Below are 21,107 nucleotides of genomic sequence, written 5' to 3'. Positions count from 1 at the left end.
AAACAAGGGGTAAGATGTAAAATTTAGATGAAATTTAGGAAAATAGTGGGAATCGAAGTACGGGAATTACTAAACTTTCAGGGCAACTAACTGTAACAAAAGGATTCCTCAACTTTTGAGCAACTAGGTTTAGTCAATAAAGTCAGCAGATGTTTGATTCTATTTTCCACAGACTTTACACACCCTCGTTTTGCAATTTGGAATATGAAAACAAACTCATCTAACTCGTTGTTAACAGTATCAACTGGCCCGCTAAAGATTTCAGAGTTGCCCCCCAACCCCGTGGGTACAGATGATAATTCTATTCATCTTTCTCTAGTAATTCCTACTTATAAAGAGCGTGACAACATCAAGAATGTAGTCAGTATATTGAGTCAATTACTAGATGAATCTATTGCAGGAAACTATGAACTAATAGTAGTAGATGATGATAGCCCAGACCGAACCTGGGAGATAGCGCAATCTTTGACGACAGAATATCCCCAGTTGCGAGTGATGCGACGCCAACAAGAACGGGGGCTGTCCTCAGCAGTGATTCGTGGGTGGCAAGCAGCTACGGGGAGTGTGCTGGGGGTGATTGATGGAGATTTGCAGCATCCACCAGAGGTACTAATACAACTGTTGTGTAATATTGAGCAGGGAGCAGATTTGGCAGTAGCTAGCCGTCATGTAGAAGGAGGCGGTGTTAGTAGCTGGAGTGTTGTTAGGCGTTTCTTGTCTCGTGGTGCCCAGTTGTTAGGCTTGCTGATCTTACCGGGGGTATTGGGCAGAGTTTCTGACCCGATGAGTGGTTATTTTATGGTGCGCCGGAGTGCGATCGCAGGTACAACACTCAATCCAGTTGGATATAAAATTCTCCTAGAAGTAATTGGCCGGGGAAAAGTAGACCAAGTTGCCGAGGTTGGGTATGTATTTTGCGAACGCAAAGAGGGCGAGAGTAAGGTGACATGGAAGCAATATATAGATTACATCCATCACTTAGTGAGATTGCGGCTTTCCACAGGGAAAGTAGGACGATTGAGTAGAAAAGTGAATTTCCCCGTTGGTCGATTCCTCCGGTTTGGGTTGGTTGGTTTTAGTGGGGTATTTGTGGATATGGCAATACTTTACTTACTCAGCGATCCGACTACATTGGCTTGGCCGCTGACGCGCAGCAAAATTATTGCGGGTGAAATTGCGATTTTAAATAATTTCTTCTGGAATGACGCTTGGACATTTGCTGATGTCAGCGCCAGACAGCAAGAATGGCAGCAACGCCTGAAGCGGTTTATGAAATTCAACGCCATTTGCCTTGCTGGACTGGTATTGAACGTACTGATATTAAATTTGATATTCAATTTTCTGATTCCTAACCGTTATATTGCCAACTTTATTGCGATCGCAGTTGCTACCATCTGGAATTTCTGGGTTAATTTGAAACTTAGCTGGCGCGTCACAGACGTGAAATAATCACAACGAGGGATTTGAGCTTTAGATTTTTGTTTTTAGATTTTAGAACGAACTTAAATCTCAAACGTCAAATCTACAAATCCATGACTGTGAGGCCCGGCAATGAGAGTTTTTTTTCAAGGTGCATTTTATTTTTACAAACAAATTATCTCGTTGCTATCTACATCTGCTACCCATTTTCTGCCTCTGGCCGATAAAAACTCTGGCTCACAACGCAAGCATTGGCATAATTGGCATCGCCTTCCTCCTTTTTGGGTTAATCTCTTGCCGATCTTAATCTGGTTGATCGTCGGCATCAGCTTGCGCCTCACCAACTTGACTGCAAAGCCTCCTTGGACTGACGAGTTTGCCACCTTGGTATTTAGCTTGGGGAATACTTTTTTATCAGTTCCCCTCGATCGAGCGATCGCACCTGATATTCTATTACAACCACTGCAACTAAACCCGGCTGCAACTATTGGTGATGTCATTCATAACTTAGCTACACAAGATAGTCATCCACCACTGTATTTTGTGCTGGCTTACCTGTGGATGAAATTATTTCCTAGCGATGGAGGATTGGTATCGCTGTTTGGTGCGCGATTGCTACCAGCGATAATCGGCGCTGCCTCCATTCCGTGTGTTTACGTATTAGGTAGAGTAGCTTTTCGTTCGTCATTAGTGGGAAACTTGACTGCTGCCATGATGGCAGTATCACCTTATGGCGTATTTTTAGCACAAGAAGCGCGTCATTACACTTTGGCAATCTTATGGGTAATTGGTTCCCTCACCTGCTTAGTAATTGCCACACGTCATATTCAAAACCGCACACCTTTACCTATATGGGTAGCACTTTTCTGGATCGGAATTAATGCTTTAGGTATTGCTACTCATTATTTTTTCACCCTTACCCTTTGCACAGAAGTCGTAGTTTTGATTTTTCTGGCTTGGCTTCAATTGCAAACTAGTAGTTCGCCAAGTGAACTTGGCAGGGTAAAGGGTAAGGGGGAAGGGGGAAAGGTTTTAAATCCCTTACCCTTTCCCCTTTCCCCTTTCCCCAGCCCTCATCCAGCATTTTTGGGTTGGCAGACTACTAGCAGCAAATTTTCTCTCCTCTTCTCTCCTCCCTGGCGGCGCATCTATGCCGTTGCTGTAGGTACTTGTGTAGCGGGTTTAATTTGGATACCAACCTTGTTAGAGAATGAAAATCGTGGTGCTTTGACCGAGTGGATTCGAGGTTCGCGCGTTGGACTAGATTGGTTAAGCCCCATTTTTCAAGCTTTAGGAACATTGATTGCAATGATTTCCCTATTGCCAGTTGAATCTTCTCAAGCTTTGGTTGTGATTCCTTCTGGAGTGGTAATGCTGACTTTCTTTATTTGGGCAGTCCCAATTTTGCTGCGTGGGATTAAAATTCAACTACAGCACCCAGAAAACCGGATGATGATTCAGGTAGTTGCTGGAGTAGTTATCAGTGCGATCGCAATATTCTTTATCTTTACGTACTTTTTGGGTATTGACCTCACCAGAGGTGCTAGATATAACTTTGTTTACTTTCCCGCGATCGTGGTTTTACTAGGCGCAAGTCTCGCAGTTTGTTGGCATCCTCCGCAGGAATGGATGGAAACAGAGCAAGGGAAAAATGGGATAACAAGTATAGGTAAATGGGGAATAAACGGGAAAAAAGCCGTAATGTTAATTTGGCTAATGGGATTTTTCAGCGCAGTTACAGTAATCTGCAATCTCGGCTATCAAAAATATTATCGTCCTGACCTGTTTGTGCAACTAATTCAACAAACATCCCCAACACCAGTACTGATTGCCACCACCCACAAAACTTATGTACACACTGGGGAAATGATGGGAGTTGCGAGGGAGATTAAACTTGCAAATTCACTCCAAAATCCTCTGTTTCTCCTAGCTCATCAAGATCGAGATCCGAATACTTCCACCATTGCTCTGGAAAATACTTTAAAACAATTACCACGACCTTTTGACTTGTGGCTGGTAAACTTTCACGCACCCGTAGCAGAAACCGTGAAAACATGTGTTGCGTCTGATACTCAATCTTTGCCACCCGTAGACGGCTACGAATATGAACTTTATCATTGCCAATAAGGTGGGGACTGGGGGAGGTGAGGGGCAGGGGTAAAGGGTAAAGGGTAAAGGGTAAAGGGTAAAGGGATAAATTTAATCTTTCCCCCTTACCCCTTTCCCTTTGCCCATTCCCAATGCCCAATCCCCAATGTATATGCATCTTGTGGAAGTTCCTCAAATATCAATATCCATAGGAGACTAGAGAAAGAATAACAAAATCTATCTGATACGTTTTCAAGCAGCAAAAGCTGTAACTAGTTAAGGAGGATTTATGCGTGCAGTACTGATGGCAGGGGGTTCGGGAACGCGGCTTCGCCCGTTAACTTGCGATCTGCCGAAACCGATGGTGCCGATTCTAAATCGACCAATTGCCGAACATATTATTAATCTCCTCAAACGACATCAAATTACAGAAGTTATTGCAACATTGCATTATTTACCTGATGTCTTGCGAGACTATTTTCAAGATGGCAGCGATTTTGGCGTGCAGATGACTTATGCTGTCGAAGAAGATCAGCCTTTAGGTACAGCAGGCTGTGTGAAAAACATTGCCGAACTTCTTGATGAAACTTTTTTAGTCATTAGCGGCGATAGCATAACAGATTTTGACCTGACGGCAGCGATCGCATTTCACAAACAAAATAAGTCAAAAGCTACTTTGATTTTAACCAGGGTTCCCAACCCGATTGAATTTGGGGTGGTAATTACCGATGAAGAAGCCCGGATTCGGCGATTTTTAGAAAAACCCTCTAGTAGTGAAATTTTTTCTGATACCGTTAACACTGGTACTTACATTCTCGAACCAGAAGTTTTGGAATATCTGCCAGCAAACATTGAATGCGACTTTTCCAAAGACTTATTCCCTTTACTACTAGCAAAAGATGAGCCAATGTATGGTTACATTGCTCAAGGTTACTGGTGTGATGTCGGTCACTTAGATGCTTATCGTGAGGCTCAGTATGACGCCTTAGATCGGAAAGTGCAATTAGATTTTGCCTACAAAGAAATTTCCCATGAGTTATGGGTAGGCCAAAATACTTACATCGATCGCACGGCTGTGATTGAAACCCCAGCAGTGATTGGTGACAATTGCCGCATCGGCGCAAGAGTCCAAATTGAGGCAGGAACCGTAATTGGGGATAATGTCACTATTGGTGCTGATGCTAGTCTCAAACGTCCCATCGTGTGGAATGGGGCATTTATTGGGGATGAAGCACATCTTTCTGCCTGTGTAATTTCTCGTGGCACTCGTGTAGACCGCCGCGCCCATGTATTAGAAGCTGCTGTGGTCGGTTCGCTTTCCACGGTGGGAGAAGAAGCCCAAATTAGCCCTGGTGTACGTGTTTGGCCCAGTAAAAAGATTGAGTCAGGGGCAGTTTTAAACATTAACTTGATTTGGGGAAACACCGCCCAACGGAATTTATTTGGGCAACGTGGTGTCCAAGGATTAGCGAATATCGACATTACCCCAGAATTCGCTGTGAAATTGGGATCTGCTTATGGTTCAACTTTGAAACCTGGTTCTAAAGTAACGGTTTCCCGCGACCAGCGTAATGTTTCTCGGATGGTGACGCGATCGCTCATTGCTGGTTTAATGTCTGTAGGTATTGATATTCAAAATCTCGATGCCACAGCTATCCCCATTGCCCGCACAGTTATACCCACAATGTCGGTAGCTGGTGGTATCCACGTCCGGGTACATCCCGATCGCCCTGACTACATTCTGATTGAATTCATGGATGCAAAAGGCATTAATATCTCCAAAGCCCTGGAAAAGAAAATCGAAGGGGCTTATTTTAAGGAGGATATGCGGCGGGCGCTAATTCATGAAATTGGCGATGTGTCTTATCCCAGCCAAGTCATGGAGCGCTACTGCACTGCTTTTGAGAAACTATTGCACGTTCATACACTCCGCAACAGTCGCGCCAAAGTGGTGATTGATTATGTTTATGCGGTATCAGGGGCAGTTTTACCCCAAATGTTGGATAAATTTGGCGCTGATGCAGTCGTACTGAATGCCAGTGTCAATAAAAGTGCGATGTCAATCACCGATCGCGAAGGATTGCTGACTCAGTTAGGTCATGTAGTGGAGGCATTGAAAGCTAACTTTGGAGTGCAAGTATCCGCTAATGGAGAACAGCTAATTTTAGTTGATGAATCAGGCTACCCAATTCGTGGGGAAATGTTAACAGCACTGATGGTAGACATGATATTAACCGCTAACCCCAGAGGGACAGTAGTTGTACCAGTTCATGCTTCCAGTGCTATTGAACAAGTTGCCCGTCGCCATGATGGTAGAGTGATTCGCACTAAAGCCAACCCGACAGCTTTAATGGAAGCTTGTCAGAAAAACCCGAATGTGGTGCTAGGAGGTAGTGGAGAGACTGGTTTTATTTTCCCGCAACTGCATCCGGGATTTGATTCCATGTTCTGCATTGCGAAGATAATTGAGATGTTGACTATACAAGAGCGATCGCTTGCTGCTGCGCGGTCAGAATTGCCCCGTGTAATTCACAAAACTTATACAGTCCGTTGCCCGTGGACAGCTAAGGGTGCTTTGATGCGTTACTTGGTAGAAACTCACCCAGCCCAAAATCTAGAATTAATTGATGGAGTAAAAATTTGTCAACCCTACGATGACAGTTGGCTGTTAGTTTTACCAGATGCCAGCGAACCACTGGTGCATTTGTATGCAAATAGCAACGATCGCGAATGGGTAGATGAGACTGTGAGAAACTACCGCACCCGTGTTCAGTCGTTTGTAGAAAGACAACAAGAATATCAACCAACCGAAGTGTAATTCGTAATTAACCGCCTATAGCCAGAGGCGGGCATCTTGCCCGCCCCACAAGATTGGATAATTTATTTATTGGAAATCCCTAAGTGCATTTAGCCATTTTTAGGTTAGTGATTTCTAGTCTGCTAGAGGATGTCTGAAAAGTTTTTTTGTATACATCTAACCCTTGGAGATCCCCCTAAATCCCCCTTAAAAAGGGGGACTTTAAGACTCTTATTCCCCCCTTTTTTAAGGGGGGTTAGGGGGGATCAAGAAATATTTGATACTTCTCAGACATCTTCTTAGCACCGTGGGATTTTTGCTTTCTTAAAAAGGGGGACTTTAAGACTCTTATTCCCCCCTTTTTAAGGGGGGTTAGGGGGGATCAAGAAATATTTGATACTTCTCAGACATCTTCTTAGCACCGTGGGATTTTTGCTTTTAAAACTCTCCAGCTAAGGCTGCAACACACCGTTCGCAAATTAGAGGATGTTCTGCTGATTCTCCCACATGAGTAGAGTAGTTCCAACAGCGATCGCACTTTTGCCCATCTGCTTTTACTACAGCAATTGTCCAGTCTTCTGTCTGCGCTGTATATTCTAATCCTTGCAACCCCTCGGCAGAATCTAATAATTCCACCTGGGAAGTCAGCAATAAATACCGCAGTTCGTCGATACCGTTACCCTTAACCGGGTTAAAGGCTTTGATAGCATCACCTAATTGTTTGTGAGGGATATAAATCAAAGCTTTCGCCTCCAGGGAAGAACCAATGAGTTTTTCTATTCTGGCTTGTTCCAACACCTTATTCACATCGGTACGGAGTTGTCGCAGCGTTTCCCAAAATTCCGCTAAATCTGGATTACGCCATTTTTCCTCAACTAGTACCCAACCAGCTTCAAACACCGATTTGTAAGGTGTTTTGTAAGGGAGATATTGCCAGATATCTTCGGCAGTGTGAGATAACACTGGTGCGATCGCTCGTGCTAAATTATCTAAAGCTATTTTCAGCACTGTTTGACAACTGCGACGGCGGAAAGCATTTTTTGCACTGATGTACAGCCTATCTTTGGCAACATCCAAATAAAAGTTGGATAAATCCACCACGCAGAAATTCTGTACTGTTTGGAAAAAGCGGAAGAATTGGAAACTTTCAAAGGCTTCCGTTACTTCCTCAAACACTTCGGCGATCCGGTGCAGCATATAACGGTCAAGTTCTGGCAATTCCTCAAAGGGAACTGCATCTTTTTCCGGGTCAAAATCATCCAAGCTACCCAACAAAAACCGCGCCGTATTGCGAATTTTGCCTCTAACATCATTCATTTGCTTGATGATGTTTTTGCCAATGCGAACATCGCCGGAGTAGTCAACCGATGATACCCACAATCGCAATACATCTGCACCGTAAGGCGGTTCTACTTTTTGATTTTTCCCACCTTCAATGATTGTATTTGGATCGACCACATTTCCTTCTGACTTACTCATCTTTCGGCCTTGTTCGTCTAAAGCGAAGCCGTGAGTTAGTACAGTTTTATAAGGCGCAATGTCATTTACTGCTACGCTGGTGAGCAAACTTGATTGAAACCAACCGCGATGTTGGTCGGAACCTTCCAAATATATGTCAGCAGGGTAGCGTAACTCTGGACGCTGTTGAACGACAGCCGCCCAAGATGAGCCAGAATCAAACCATACATCCATTGTGTCTGTACCCTTGCGGTAAGACTTGCCATTCTGGCGATAGGATTCGGGTAATAACTCCTCAACTGATAATTCCCACCAAGCATCGGAACCTTTTTCGGCAATAATTCCTTGGACGTGGTTGATAATTTCTTCGTTCAGTAGTGGTTCTCCCGTGGCTTCGTCGTAGAAAACGGGAATGGGTACACCCCAAGCACGTTGACGAGAGATACACCAATCGGAACGTTCCGCTACCATTGGCGTGATGCGATTTTCACCTTGGGCTGGAATCCATTTTACCGTGGCGATCGCCTTCAATGCTTCTTCTCTAAATCCTTCCACCGAAGCAAACCATTGTTCAGTGGCGCGGAAAATTGTCGGCTTCTTCGTCCGCCAATCATAAGGATATTTGTGGGGATATGGTTCTTCCTTCAACAAAGAACCAGCCGCAGCCAGTGCATCAATTACTGCTTGATTCCCATCACCCAGCACATTCAACCCCGCAAATTGTCCCGCTTCTTCGGTAAAATTGCCGTTGTCATCTACTGGTGCAAGGATGGGCAAACCGTAACGCTGACCAACAATGTAGTCTTCTTGACCATGACCGGGGGCAGTATGTACTAACCCAGTACCCGATTCAGTAGTGATGTAATCACCGCCGACAACAATCGGACTTTCGCGGTCATATAGAGGATGACGGTAAGTAGTATGTTCTAAATCATTCCCTTTGAATGTGGCTTTTACGGTTAACTCAACTCCCAAGGTTGAAGATAAACGTTCCACTAAATCAGCAGCAACAATGAGATAGCGGAACCTCACCCCCGTCTCCGTTAACAAAGAGGGGGAAGCTACTTCTTCACTCCCCCTCCCTGCTTGCGGGGAGGGGGTTGGGGGGTGGGGTTCCACTTCCACCACTACATAATTCAAATCTGCATTTACCGCCACAGCCAAATTCCCTGGAATCGTCCAAGGTGTAGTCGTCCAGATAGCCACACCCAAGTCTGACTGATATTCCGCCAACAGTGGTTTTACAGTTTCAGCCAAACTTGTGATTGCAAAAGCTGCATAGATACTGCGGGAAACGTGACCTTCTGGATATTCCAACTCAGCTTCAGCCAAAGCGGTTTTAGAACTGGGACTCCAGTGAACTGGCTTTAAACCGCGATAGATGTAGCCTTTTAAGAACATCTGACCAAACACGCCAATTTGAGCCGCTTCATATTCCGGCTTTAGAGTTAGATAAGGGTTTTCCCAATCACCCCAAATACCGTAGCGTTTAAAATTATTGCGCTGGTCGTTTACCGTCGCTAGACCAAATTCTTTCGCTTTTTGCCGCAGTTGTAAAGACGTTAAATTTTGCCGTTCTGCTGACTTCATGTTCTGCAAAACTTTTAACTCAATTGGCAATCCGTGACAATCCCAACCAGGAACGTAGCGAACTTTACGCCCTTGTAACATTTGGTAGCGGTTAATAATATCTTTGAGAATTTTATTTAAGGCATGACCAATATGGAGTGAGCCATTAGCGTAGGGAGGCCCATCGTGCAGTATAAATAATTCGCCGGGGTTACTTTCAAAGAGGCGATCGTAAATTTTATTTTCTTCCCAAAATTTTTGGATTTCAGGCTCGCGCTTGATGGCGTTTGCCCGCATATCAAAATTAGTCTTGGGTAGGTTTACAGTATCTTTGTAACTTCCTGGTTCGGTCACAGTCTCATGCCTAGAATTATGTGTGCAGGTTTTACTAATTATAGAAGATAGCCTGAAATCCAAAATTCGCTATTTTATTTACCTTTACAAGGCTAGTACCGCAAGGCAGAAGTCAAAAATCAAAAGAATTGTGTTTTAAGCTCTTGCGCAATTTGAAATGCTATGTTTATTTCCGCCGTGCTGTGCTGTGGCGTGTTTTCATTTCCCCTTGTCCGATCCTAATAAAGGTCAATCAGGCAACTAATCAGGAATTTTGCGGAGATTGAGAGTTAACCAACAGAAAGTAGTATACTTTTCTGGGTTCGCCTAAAGCTATCAAAAAGTTTCGTCTAAAAACCAATAATTTTGGGGTTGCTCTAATGCTAAGTCCTGTAGTCACAGTCAGTATATTTCAAAAACAACCCGACCCTAAAACATTTTCAGCAGGACAAGTCATCTTTGAAGAAGGACAGTCTGGTGATGAAATGTATGGAATTCTCGAAGGAGAGGTAGATATATTAGTCAATGGCAAAGTTGTAGAAACCATTGAAACAGGCGAAATTTTTGGTGCAGGGGTACTTGTAGGAGTAAAAAGTAGAACTTACGCAGCTATTGCCAAGGTGGATACCAAGCTGGGTTTCCTTGATGAGCAAGGCTTTCTCTTTGCCGTTCAGGAAACACCCGTGTTTGCTCTACAGGTGATGAAAAGTTACTCAGAGCGTCTGAGTCGCTTGCAACGTATGGTGTGAGGCAGGGGGCAAGAGGCAGGAGAATGCAGTAAGTAGCAAGGTCTTTTTCCAAGTAGCTTCTCTAACTTCTGCCTTTTTTAGTGTCAAGATGCAAGATTTACCGGAGTTAGCAATGGCGCGTAAACGCTTGATTATCGAGATGGGGATGGGAATCGATCAACACGGACAAGAACCAACAGTAGCAGCATCTAGGGCAGTACGGAATGCGATCGCTCACAATGCCTTACCTGGTGTTTGGGAAGTTGCAGGTTTAAGTCACCCCAATGAAATGATTATAGAGGTTCAGGTGGCAGTGCCATACCCCGAACAAGTTAGAGAAGAAGAAGTTCTCGCTGTATTACCATTTGGGCGAAAAACCCTCACCGTAGAATCTGGGGGGATGATAGTTCAAGGGCGGGCAATTCCCGAACTCAATGATAAAAATGACGAAATGTTGATTGCGATCGCTGCTGTTACAGTTCTCATCGAAGATGAGTAGCTGAGGCAATTCCTCTAGAAACAGAAAGTTATAGAAAAGTTATTAAGTGATTTGAGCGCCTACTTTATTTGTGCAGACGCTATTTTTAATTGTCAAGTATATTTGCTGATTACTTTATCAAAAAGCGTCATTGCTTTATAAAAATACCCGTTTACTTGCTCCAAATACTTAAATGCTTTCTCAAAATGACGTTTGACTTACTCAAAAGCTGTGTTTGCTTTCTCATTTTGGTGTTTTCCGCAAGTAAAATGAGGTTTGACTTACTCAAAAGCTGTGTTTGCTTACTCATTTTGGTGTTTTCCGCAAGCAAAATGAGGTTTGACTTACTCAAAAGCTGTGTTTGCTTACTCATTTTGGTGTTTTCCGCAAGTAAAATGACCTTTGACTTACTCAAACCCCAGTTTGCTTACTAATTTGGGTATTTTCCGCAAGCAAAACGATCTTTGACTTACTCAGGACTTAGCAAAATCATGAAAAAACGAACCACAGAGGGCGCAGAGGACACGGAGAAATAAGAGTTTCAGAAAGCTCTTGCGTAAGTCCTATTACTCAAAAGGCTTGAATGCTTTCTCATGGTTAATTTTTGAAGTTTCACTCTATAAATGTTCTATCTATAGGACTAAAAATTTGCTAATCCAAAAGTCTAAAATAATAGAAACCTGGAGAAAAATATGTCATTAGAAATAGAAACACTACAGGCGACACCACCAACTTCTACCTTTGAGAAACTAGAGGAAAAGCAAGAATTTAACTGGAGGCAATGCTGGTATCCCGTCACATTCGTCAAAGACTTACCTGCCAACTGCCCTCATAGCTTTTCCCTGTACGATGAACCTTTGGTTTTGTTCAAAGACAAAGATGGACAATTTATCTGTTTAGCAGATCGTTGTCCTCACCGTACAGCGAAACTTTCTGAAGGACAAATTATTGACGGCAAAATTGAGTGCTTATATCACGGTTGGCAGTTTGGCAGTGATGGTCAATGTCTGCACATTCCCCAATTAGCAACAGATGCAAAAATTCCAGTCAATGCTTGCGTGCCATCCTTTAAAGTTGTGGAACGCCAAGGGATGATTTGGGTATGGGCTGGCGAAAAAGAAACTGCTGTTGATGAAATTATTCCAATTTTGCCAGATTTAGATAAGTCAGAATTTGTGTGTACAGACTTTATATTGGATCTGCCTTATGACCAAACATATCTAGTCGAAAATGTCATCGATCCGGCTCATGTTGCTATTAGCCATAACGGCACTAGAGGGGGTGGTAATCGGAAAAATGCCCAACCGCTAGAAATGGAAGTGCTAGAGAATTCGGTTCAGGGGGTTCAAGGCAGGTGGCGGGGAGCTAACAAATCAAATGAAGCCTGGAAGTATGTTAATTTTGTTGCTCCAAGTCTTGTGCTAAACACTGCTTATATTGAAAAAAAAGATTGGACATTTGGACTAGCTTTGTATTCAATTCCTTTAGGTAAAGGGCGATGCCGTCTTCTAGCTAGAGGTTATCGTAATTTCATGACTTGGGGAGTTAAGCTGAGGCCGCGCTGGCTCGATCACTTGAATACGAACAAAATATTAGAGCAGGATTTGCCTCTGATTGCGGGACAACAAGCAGAAATTGAGCGCTTAGGAAGAAGTCTCAAAGAATTATATTTGCCCCTGAAGACATCTGACACATTAGTGATTGAGTACCGCAAGTGGCTAGATAAATTTGGGTCATCTTTGCCTTTTTATCAAGGCTATTCTACATTTAAAAATGTTGAGAATGACGAGTTGGATTCAAAGCCAATTTTGCTAGACAGATTTTCACGACACACACTTATTTGTAGTTCTTGCAATCGGGCTTATCAGGTGACAAATCGGGTCAAACAAGGTTGTATTGGGGTAGCGATCGCTCTAGCTGCTGTAGCAATACTTGCAGATGATTCTAGAATCAAAATAGCAGCAATATCGGTTTCCATAGCAGCAATTATCATCTCTGTTATGGCTCATACACTCAAAACTCACTTTGAGCATTCCTACACTCGTCACTAAAATAGGTACTGGGAACAGTTCGTAGTAAAGACTTTAGTCCTTATTTTCTAAGCACTAAAGTGCTTACTACAAACTTTTCATTACTAGCTTGATAGATGTGTGGTAGATTTGCTCACCTTAAACGATTTGCTCAAACCCCTTGTGTGGTTAAGTCACGATCGAGTTAGTGGGTCTGCGCTAAACTAAAAAATATTGGGATAGAAATCTCTGGCAGTAAGTTCAATAGACCACTAATCTTTACCACTGCGGCGATCATGTCTCAAGAGTATAACGAATCACTCCAAATTCAGGAAATCACCAAACTCAAACCGAAACACTTTGCTGATTTAGTCAGATCGGCACAATTGGTTTTCGACCCCACAGCCGGAGTTTCGGGAAGACACATAACAGTTGACTGGGAACAATTTGGAATTCCCCGTGATGTAGCGGACAATCTCAAATCACTTGGTCAGCAGTACCAGTATGCATCTCCTCACATCCCTGTTGAAGACATTTGGAGTAAATTAACTCCAGAAACTCGTATTTGGTTTGTTGAAAATAAAGATCGGTTGTGGCAGCTTGAAGAAGCTTTCCCAGCCCTTGACGAAGATTGAAGAGGACATGAGGTAGTAGGTTGTTACCTTCTGCCTCTCTACAAGGATAAGCAAAAACTGCGATGGCGTAACCGCCCGCTGGAAGCGATCGCAAGCAAATAGCGAATAACGACTACCTAGCATTTCTCGAAGTTACGGTTATACTGCTATCATTGCTGGCTCTACTGGTCAGCTAAATTTACTGAGTATTATTTTATTCAGTTTAATAATGGTAGCAAATTAGTACAGATTAAATTGAGACATCCTTTAGCTGGAATGTTTCAAGGTATTTTATTGTTTTCTTTTTTCTTTCAGCAATAGATATATTAATTACAACAGGCTACGAGTAATATCAAGTCTGGGTAAAGGTATGGGAACATCAGGGAGAAACTAATCCCCAATAACTAATATTTGAGGAGATTTAATGTGTCTAGTCGTAAATTATCTTTGTTACTAAAACTAATAATTATTACATTGGTTACTGGTGCTAGTAGTTTAGGTATCAGCTTGCTTTTAACCACAAGTGGATTTGAGCATTTATTGGGAATTATTAAGCCAAAAAGCGAGAGTGCTAAAGCGAGTCATAACAAACTGATGAGTGCAGATGCAGAGAATATAAGTCCAGTCACAGACCAGATGAATGAACTGCCAAAGGCATTTCAGGGAACAATCGTTTATCAAGGGAAACTAAAACCGAATGAGAAAGTTATCGCTCTAACTTTTGATGATGGCCCCGGCCCCAAAAATACGGCACAGATTTTAGAAATCTTGAAGAAAAATGATATAAAAGCCACATTCTTCATGATCGGGCAAATGGTGAAATATTTTCCCGAAGTTGCCAAGCAAGTGGCTGCTGATGGTCACGTAATTGGTAATCACACATGGCATCATTGGTATCGCCACATGGATTTAGCTACTGCGGCTAGTGAAATCGATCGTACAGCAGAAATCATCTACAAGACTACTGGAGTAAAAACTACTTTGTTTCGTCCTCCTGGAGGCTTTCTGAATAATGGACTAGCCGAATATGCCAAAAACGAGAAATACGCTGTCATGATGTGGTCAGAACAATCGGGAGATGCTGAACGTCGTTCGCCTCAAGTTCCAGGGCTGGTCAAAAATGTGCTGAAATATGCAAAACCCGGTGCAATTGTACTGCTGCACGATGGGGGCGGCAACCGTTCCAAATCTGTCAAGGCTTTACCAGAAATGATCGCAGGTTTAAAAGCTGAAGGCTATAAATTTGTGACAATTCCTCAACTACTAGAAATGCAATCCCAAGAAGAAAGTGTGGAGACAGCAGTATCACCTGTGGTAAAAAATCAAGAACATCCAAACCAACAACTTAATCATCAGTGATATCCCAATACGGTTCGGTTAAGGTTTTTTGATGAAAATTATTGCTCGTCAAAGACGCGATAAATCGCCGTCTCTACAATAATCAGTCCTTTGTAGAGACGGCGATTCATAGCGTCTCTTGCCTTAACCAAACAGTATTGAATGATATCCTGTCCCGGTAATTAGTTAGTTTATTGGCCAGCAATGCGATTGTGCCGACTAACAATGCCAATGCAGTAATCTAAAATCGGGTTTCATACTCAACTTGCAGTTGATTTTCATCCCCCAAATCAGTTGAGCCTCGCATCAGAATTTCGTCATTGACTCGATAGAGGACATTGTAACGGAAAGAGTCATCGCTAGAAAGAGCGCGTGATAAAGAGGCAGAGAAATTTTTATTAATATCAAACACACCTTCCGCCGATAAATTCAGAATTGAAGCTCTTGATGCTTTTGATTCTTCATTATCAATAGATGGAGTCGGAAATATCCGAAATTCACTGAAACCAACAGCCTGTCCGATCGCAGTGATAGTTCCTTGTAAACTACCTAAAATGGTAGAACTAGCAAAATTAGTTAGCCCTTGGCCTGCATCTGCTTGACCGAAAGAACCCAGAATTGAGCCACCCAACAGAGCAACTATTTCTCCCTTACTACGGCTAGGTTCGCTCGTCAGTTCTAGATTGTCGCCCAATTTACTAGCTGGCCCGTTCACCCTAGCTTGAACGGTAACGCTACGTAAAGTCCCAAAGTTGTTTACAGAAACATCACTGACTTCAGAAGACAAAGGTGATTCCAAAGTTTGAGTGTTTCTTGCCGATGCTTCCGGTACAATTGCCGTCAGTCGGACATCCAAAGTCGGGTCAAGTCCTTGACTAGGAGTAAACCGCGCAGTTTGTTCATAGCCCCGCGCCAAGGTAAACTCAGTGGAAAATAAACTCAGTCGTCCTCCTGTCAAACGAATGACTCCTTCAGGAAGCGGTTTGGCTAATGTACCATTGATAGTCAAGTCGCCTGTTGCGTCAAACCTCAATAGGGGCTGACTTAATGCCGCTCCTCCTGGTACAAAGCTCAGTAGGGACTGAGTTGCAACCCGAATATCTTTGCCTAAAATCAACTTTAAATCTGCAAACTTTACAGGTAAATTGGGTGGAGTTGCGGCACTAGTGCTTGCGTCTGCTGTCGCTACTGGGTTAGTGCTTCCATCTACTGTCGTTACAGGGTTAGCGTTATTCTCTGCTGTCGGTGTGACGTTAGGATTAACCTCTTGTCTATCTAGATTTATGACCTTAGTATTAGCCTCTGCTGTCGCTGCTGATTTTTTAGCAGTAGCAGGCGAGTTACCAATAATTACCTGACCATCACTCAGTTTAATCTCTCCACCAATTACAGGTTTTAACGCTGTGCCGCGAATCACGACATCACCGCCTACGCCACCTTCATACAATCCTGCAAGCTTAAAATTGAGTTTGTCTGCTATTGATATTGTCAGGGGATTCGCTGCGGCTTGTTGAGCATCAAAAATTGGCAAGATACCTGATGCAGTTACTTGCCCTTGATTGTAATTACCTTGGATATTTTCAACGCTTACGGTAGTACCATTAAATAGCGCTGTTCCTGTGACATTCGTTAAAGGTTCAGATAAAGCTTCAGCGCGAAAGGTAGCATTATTAAGTGTGGCGTTGCCGTTGATAATTGGTTCGTTTAAAGTACCTTGAACATTTAAATCTACTTTTCCTTGACCGTTTACCCAAGCGACTTGATTGTTGGTAAGCAGATTTAACAGTGCCAATCCTTCATTTTGCACATTGGCGTTAATGCTGATTTGATTGCTATCCGGTTGCACTTTGGCAAAAGGTAAGGGAGCAGGCACGCTACCTGTAATTGCAACTGGCTGCGTTCCTGTCACGAGTAAGGTACTATCAAAATTCAAGCGAGCTTTGTTGTAATCAAAGTTCACCTGTCCTGTTTGTACGGGTTGTTTGTTAAGAGTCGCATTCGCTAGCGCCACTTTCCCTTGAACTCTGGGGTCTTGCAAACTACCTGCTAAAGTGGCATCGGCATTTACATTACCAGTGATATCTACGGGGTATTTTTCGATAAAAGGCTCTAAAAGTGATAGAGGTAGACTGGCTACATTCAACTTTCCAGATACTTGCTCAGTTCCTAACTGTCCCGAAAACGCCACTAGTCCTTGATTAATCCCCACACTCAAGGGCGAAAGCGTGACGATACCATCGGCGAAAGTGCCTTGAGCAACAACTTGATTGATAGAATAATTACCCCATTGCCAGTTAGCACCTTGAAAATTAAAGCCGACATTCAACCCAGATTTTAACGAGCCATTGGCTGTAATTGCTCCGTTTAAAGCACCTGTTAATTCTGCAAGGCTGGGTAAAGATGGGGTTTGTTTGGTTTGAGCTTGCTGTTCTTTAGCGATCGCTGCTGTAATATTTGAGAAATATGCTAACTGTGTTTTCAAATCTGCATCGGGCAAACTGATAGATTCAGTTGGAAGTGCTTCTGCTCCTGCTAAGGTCGGAGGCTGCAACCCGGTACTGAGGTCTTGAAAGTCGAAGATATTAAACGCTTGTAAAAGTCTCTGGATTTTGGCTTCGGCAAAATTAGCTTGGAATTGAAATTGCGGGTCATTCCCTGCTTGCACATTACCACTGAGAGCGATGTTGCTATCGCCAATCCGCAATAGACCATTAGCCAAGCTAGCTGTACCATCGGCATAATTGATGTTGCCGCGAAATTCATCGGCTGCAACTCTGGCAACGCGAGGCCCTGCGATCGCAACGTCTCCCGCAATGGCATAATTATTCAGATTGACAACTAAATTACCCGATAATTGCCCCCCCAGTGGTTTCAATTGATTGTTAGGTAAAAAGCCGCCAACAAGAGCGATGGGAAACTGTTGGGCGTTGATTATCAAGTTATCTCCCTCAGTTCTACCCGTAGTAACTGCCTCATCGCGTTTAACTAAAAATGAAGTGGGACGATAATCTGCACCTAAGTTAAGCGCAATCCGATCTTGTTTCCCAGCTAATCGCAGACTTCCTCCTTGTCCCCCTTGAAAATTCACATTTCCGGTTAAAAGTGGGTCAAATGCCAAGTTACTTACATTGAAATTCCGCAGCCGAATATTGCCATTCGCTTGGGGTACATCTGGAGTTCCTGTAACTTTCCCATTAAAATCAAGTCGCCCTGCTATTGCTACGTCCCCAGGAACTTTAAAGCCAGTATTTTGTAAGTTGAAATTTCGCGCCAGTACATTTAAATTAAATCCGGCAATTTGGGGTGCGCCAGTTGGGGGAGACTGAATAGCGATCGCACCATTAGCACTAAATCCTGCGGTACTTGCGTTTTCAACTATAATCTGCTGTCCATTCCACTGAAATCTTGCAGTCAACGGTTTTGCCAGTTGCGCGACTCCTTGGGGAAGGCTGATTTGTCCGGCGGCGCGAATATCCGCAAGCTGGAAAGATTGTGTTGTGCCAGCTAACTGAATATTGCTATTCAGCCGTCCTCGCAGTTGTGGTGAGAAACGGCTGAGTTGAATTTGAGAAGTTTTGACAGATCCTTGCCAGCGTTCTTGTGCAAGTTGACCTGTGGCTCTGATTGTTCCACCTGCCACGTTCACAACCGCATCGGGAAAGACGATATTTTCTCCCTGTTTGGTAACAACAACTCGCCCGGTGGCGGGATAGGTAGCACTAGGCGCTTGTACCCGCGCTACTGTTTGCAGATTGCTCAGAGTGCCGGAAATATCAGCATTTGCCGAGACATTCCCAATGGTAATAGATGGTGAGGAATTATAGGCTTTGGCGATCGCATCCCCTGGTATATTTTTTGCTTGCACATTCAACGCCACCCTACCTTGGGGTGCAAGCTGAACTCGTCCGCTAGCTGTGACTTGCCCTCCCACCTCTGGATTGGCTTGAACGCGAGAAATATTGACGTTTAACGGTGTACCCAGAGAACCAGAAATTTTCGCGTTCGCAGATATACCACCAACATTAATGGGAGTTGAAATACCGTAACCTTGAGCGATCGCATTTCCTGGGATACCTTGAGCTTGAATATCTACGCCTACCTGACCTTGGGGAGCCAGTTGAATTTGACCATTAGCTGTGATTTGTCCCCCGGCTGGCGGCGTTAATTGAATATTAGAAACATCAAGTTTTAAAGGCTGTTTGCGAAGTGAGCCAGAAATTTGGGCTTTTGCTGAAACGTTCCCCACTGCGATCGGTAGAGTAACGCCATAGCTGCGTGCTAGTATATCCCCTGATATTCCATCAGCTTGAGCATTAAATATTACCCCATCTTTGGTTCCCAGATTAGCTTGACCGCCGCCGATAATTTGACCGCCAGCTGCGGGGACTATTCTTAGATTGGAGACAGTAAGTTGAGACGCAGTTTGAGATGCATTCAAGCGGAAATCAGTGTTGATGGTTTTAAATTGAAGGCGATCGACTTGGATCGGTTTGGTGTTACTTACCGTACCATTGACGATTGGTTGTTGAAGTGCGCCTAGTATTTTAATATTTGCTTGAATTTCGCCACTAGCCGGGACTGACGAATTCACTTTCAATGTGTCTAAGATATTTTTCGCAGTAACAGGTTTGATCTGAGCAGAAACATTAAAACCTGTTTGAGTATTAATTGTTCCATTCGCCACAATAGGAACTTTGCCAAAGTTCGTACTCAGATTATCTAAAGTAACTGTCTGACCCTGAAATAGAAATTTCCCATTAAAATTAGAAATCGGCTGAGGAAGATTTTGAATTTTAGCGGTGACTTGATTAGCTGTAGCTGTTCCGGTAATTGCGATGTCTGAAAGTTTGGGTGGAATCTGAACCCCTAAATCAGCATTTAAATATCCTGCTTGCAGAGCGATCGGTAACTGAATTAATCGAGTAATATCAGATGCTTGTAAATTTTGTGTTGAAAGCTGGAGGTTAGTTTGTTGAGCTTTGAGTTGGGTTTCGCCAACAATTTTAACAGCGCCTCCCCTAGTGAGTTGAGTATTGAAGTCATAACCGATCCTTTGATTGCGATCGGAAAATCGGGCAATACCACCAACTCGATCTAATATTACTGAGCCTTTGGGTTTAGTCGGTGCAGCGAATGGCATCAACTCTATATTGCCATCTTGAATTTGAAGTGACTGCAACTCGATTTGAACAAAGCCTGGTTCTCCCCCGGACTTAACTTGGGTTGTTACCCAACGACCATCTTTATCCTGTTGAATGTAGACATTGGGTTGAACTAAGTTGACTTCTAATCCCAGTTTTCGCGTGAGGAGAAGTTGCAAAGGCGAGAACTGCACCTCTAAAGCTTTTACTATCACCCGATCTCGATCGCTGGCAGTTGCTGGTATCGACAGAGAGCTAAATCTCAGACTAGTGAGGGAAAAACGTTCAACTTCCCCAACTTTTACGGGACGCCCCAGTAATTGCTCAAGATTTTGCTGTACTAACGGTGCTAAATCTTTGTATACATAGTTTCTAGCCCACCAAGCACCAACTATAATTCCAACTAGTAAAACCCCACCCAGAGCCAAACTGGTACGTCCTAAAAGCAGGAGCCACAGACGACGATTAGATGGTTCCTGATTGTTTTCTGAATTTGGCGATCGCGTCATGATTGTTACTACTACCAGTAATTTTTCTGGAGTGAGGCTAGAGACAAATTAGTTAGTTGTATCAGCAAGTTACAATTTATGGTTTCACAATATCAGGACTTACGCAAGAACTTTGTGGCAAATTACTTCTATTTATTAGACGAGACTGCACCAATAAGACGTATTTGCGGTGCGTCTATGTTATTTCATAATTTTGCGTAATTCCTGAATTGATTTCGATTAATAATTTATCACCAGACATTAGTTTTGTTGGGTTTTAAATTTGGAAACTTTGCTGCTATTAGGAAGATGATTTAGAATTTTATGTGCGTCTTAAACAGAATTGGTGTGGATATTATCTTTCAGAAATTAGGTAACATTTTATGATTAAATTACTTTGCGATCGCACCTGTATATACGACTCTGGTTATAAAATTTAATCTTTGTAAAATCTAACTTAGTATAGATGACGATGCTAAGTAATCTTAGATTTGCAAGTAATGTAGAGTAGAAAGTCACTTCTTGAAGCTGGATTTAGATCCCCCCTAACCCCCCTTAAAAAGGGGGGAACTGGAATCAAAGTCCCCCTTTTTAAGGGGGATTTAGGGGGATCTAAAACGTTTTGCTACTAAGAAAAGGACTTTTCA

The 21,107-nt window shown here is 43.1% G+C and carries 10 protein-coding genes; 8 read left to right on the top strand and 2 right to left on the bottom strand.

Going from position 1 to position 21,107, the window contains the following annotated elements; translation table 11 throughout:
• Positions 1-204 precede the first annotated feature (204 nt).
• The 3 genes from ACM0OX_RS23985 (at position 205) to ACM0OX_RS23975 (ending at position 6,325) form a co-directional block, all read left to right on the top strand.
• Entirely contained in the window at positions 205-1,449 is a 1,245-nt protein-coding gene (locus ACM0OX_RS23985) for a glycosyltransferase (protein WP_414517475.1), read from the top strand.
• A gap of 102 nt (positions 1,450-1,551) precedes the next feature.
• Complete coding sequence (locus ACM0OX_RS23980) at positions 1,552-3,546, top strand: glycosyltransferase (RefSeq protein WP_414517474.1); 1,995 nt, start codon at positions 1,552-1,554, stop codon at positions 3,544-3,546.
• Positions 3,547-3,796: 250 nt separating this feature from the next.
• Positions 3,797-6,325 (top strand): sugar phosphate nucleotidyltransferase, encoded by a 2,529-nt coding sequence (locus ACM0OX_RS23975; protein WP_414517473.1) that lies wholly within the window; start codon positions 3,797-3,799, stop codon positions 6,323-6,325.
• Positions 6,326-6,742: 417 nt separating this feature from the next.
• On the opposite strand, the gene ileS is transcribed toward ACM0OX_RS23975, so the two are convergent.
• Entirely contained in the window at positions 6,743-9,685 is a 2,943-nt protein-coding gene (gene ileS, locus ACM0OX_RS23970) for an isoleucine--tRNA ligase (protein ID WP_414517472.1), read from the bottom strand.
• Between the two features lie 359 nt (positions 9,686-10,044).
• On the opposite strand from ileS, the gene ACM0OX_RS23965 reads away from it, so the two are divergent.
• From ACM0OX_RS23965 to ACM0OX_RS23945, 5 genes are all read left to right on the top strand, one after another.
• Positions 10,045-10,413 (top strand): Crp/Fnr family transcriptional regulator, encoded by a 369-nt coding sequence (locus ACM0OX_RS23965; RefSeq protein ID WP_414517471.1) that lies wholly within the window; start codon positions 10,045-10,047, stop codon positions 10,411-10,413.
• A gap of 112 nt (positions 10,414-10,525) precedes the next feature.
• Positions 10,526-10,891, top strand: coding sequence for a Lin0512 family protein (locus ACM0OX_RS23960; protein ID WP_292753792.1), 366 nt, complete (start codon positions 10,526-10,528; stop codon positions 10,889-10,891).
• 671 nt (positions 10,892-11,562) lie between these two features.
• Entirely contained in the window at positions 11,563-12,921 is a 1,359-nt protein-coding gene (locus ACM0OX_RS23955; RefSeq protein ID WP_414517470.1) for a Rieske 2Fe-2S domain-containing protein, read from the top strand.
• 254 nt (positions 12,922-13,175) lie between these two features.
• The gene (locus ACM0OX_RS23950) at positions 13,176-13,514 is read left to right on the top strand and encodes a hypothetical protein (protein ID WP_414517469.1); all 339 of its coding nucleotides are present in this window, start codon (positions 13,176-13,178) and stop codon (positions 13,512-13,514) included.
• A gap of 405 nt (positions 13,515-13,919) precedes the next feature.
• Complete coding sequence (locus tag ACM0OX_RS23945; RefSeq protein ID WP_414517468.1) at positions 13,920-14,852, top strand: polysaccharide deacetylase family protein; 933 nt, start codon at positions 13,920-13,922, stop codon at positions 14,850-14,852.
• A 220-nt stretch (positions 14,853-15,072) separates the two neighbouring features.
• On the opposite strand, the gene ACM0OX_RS23940 is transcribed toward ACM0OX_RS23945, so the two are convergent.
• Positions 15,073-20,481, bottom strand: a complete 5,409-nt coding sequence (locus tag ACM0OX_RS23940) for a translocation/assembly module TamB domain-containing protein (protein WP_414517467.1) — start codon at positions 20,479-20,481, stop codon at positions 15,073-15,075.
• Between the last annotated feature and the right edge of the window lie 626 nt (positions 20,482-21,107).

Source organism: Nostoc sp. PCC 9305 (assembly GCF_963920915.1).
In the GTDB taxonomy this organism is placed as follows: domain Bacteria; phylum Cyanobacteriota; class Cyanobacteriia; order Cyanobacteriales; family Nostocaceae; genus Nostoc.
Note: the sequence above shows the minus strand (reverse complement) of the source record. Positions and strands in the feature narration are given on the sequence as shown.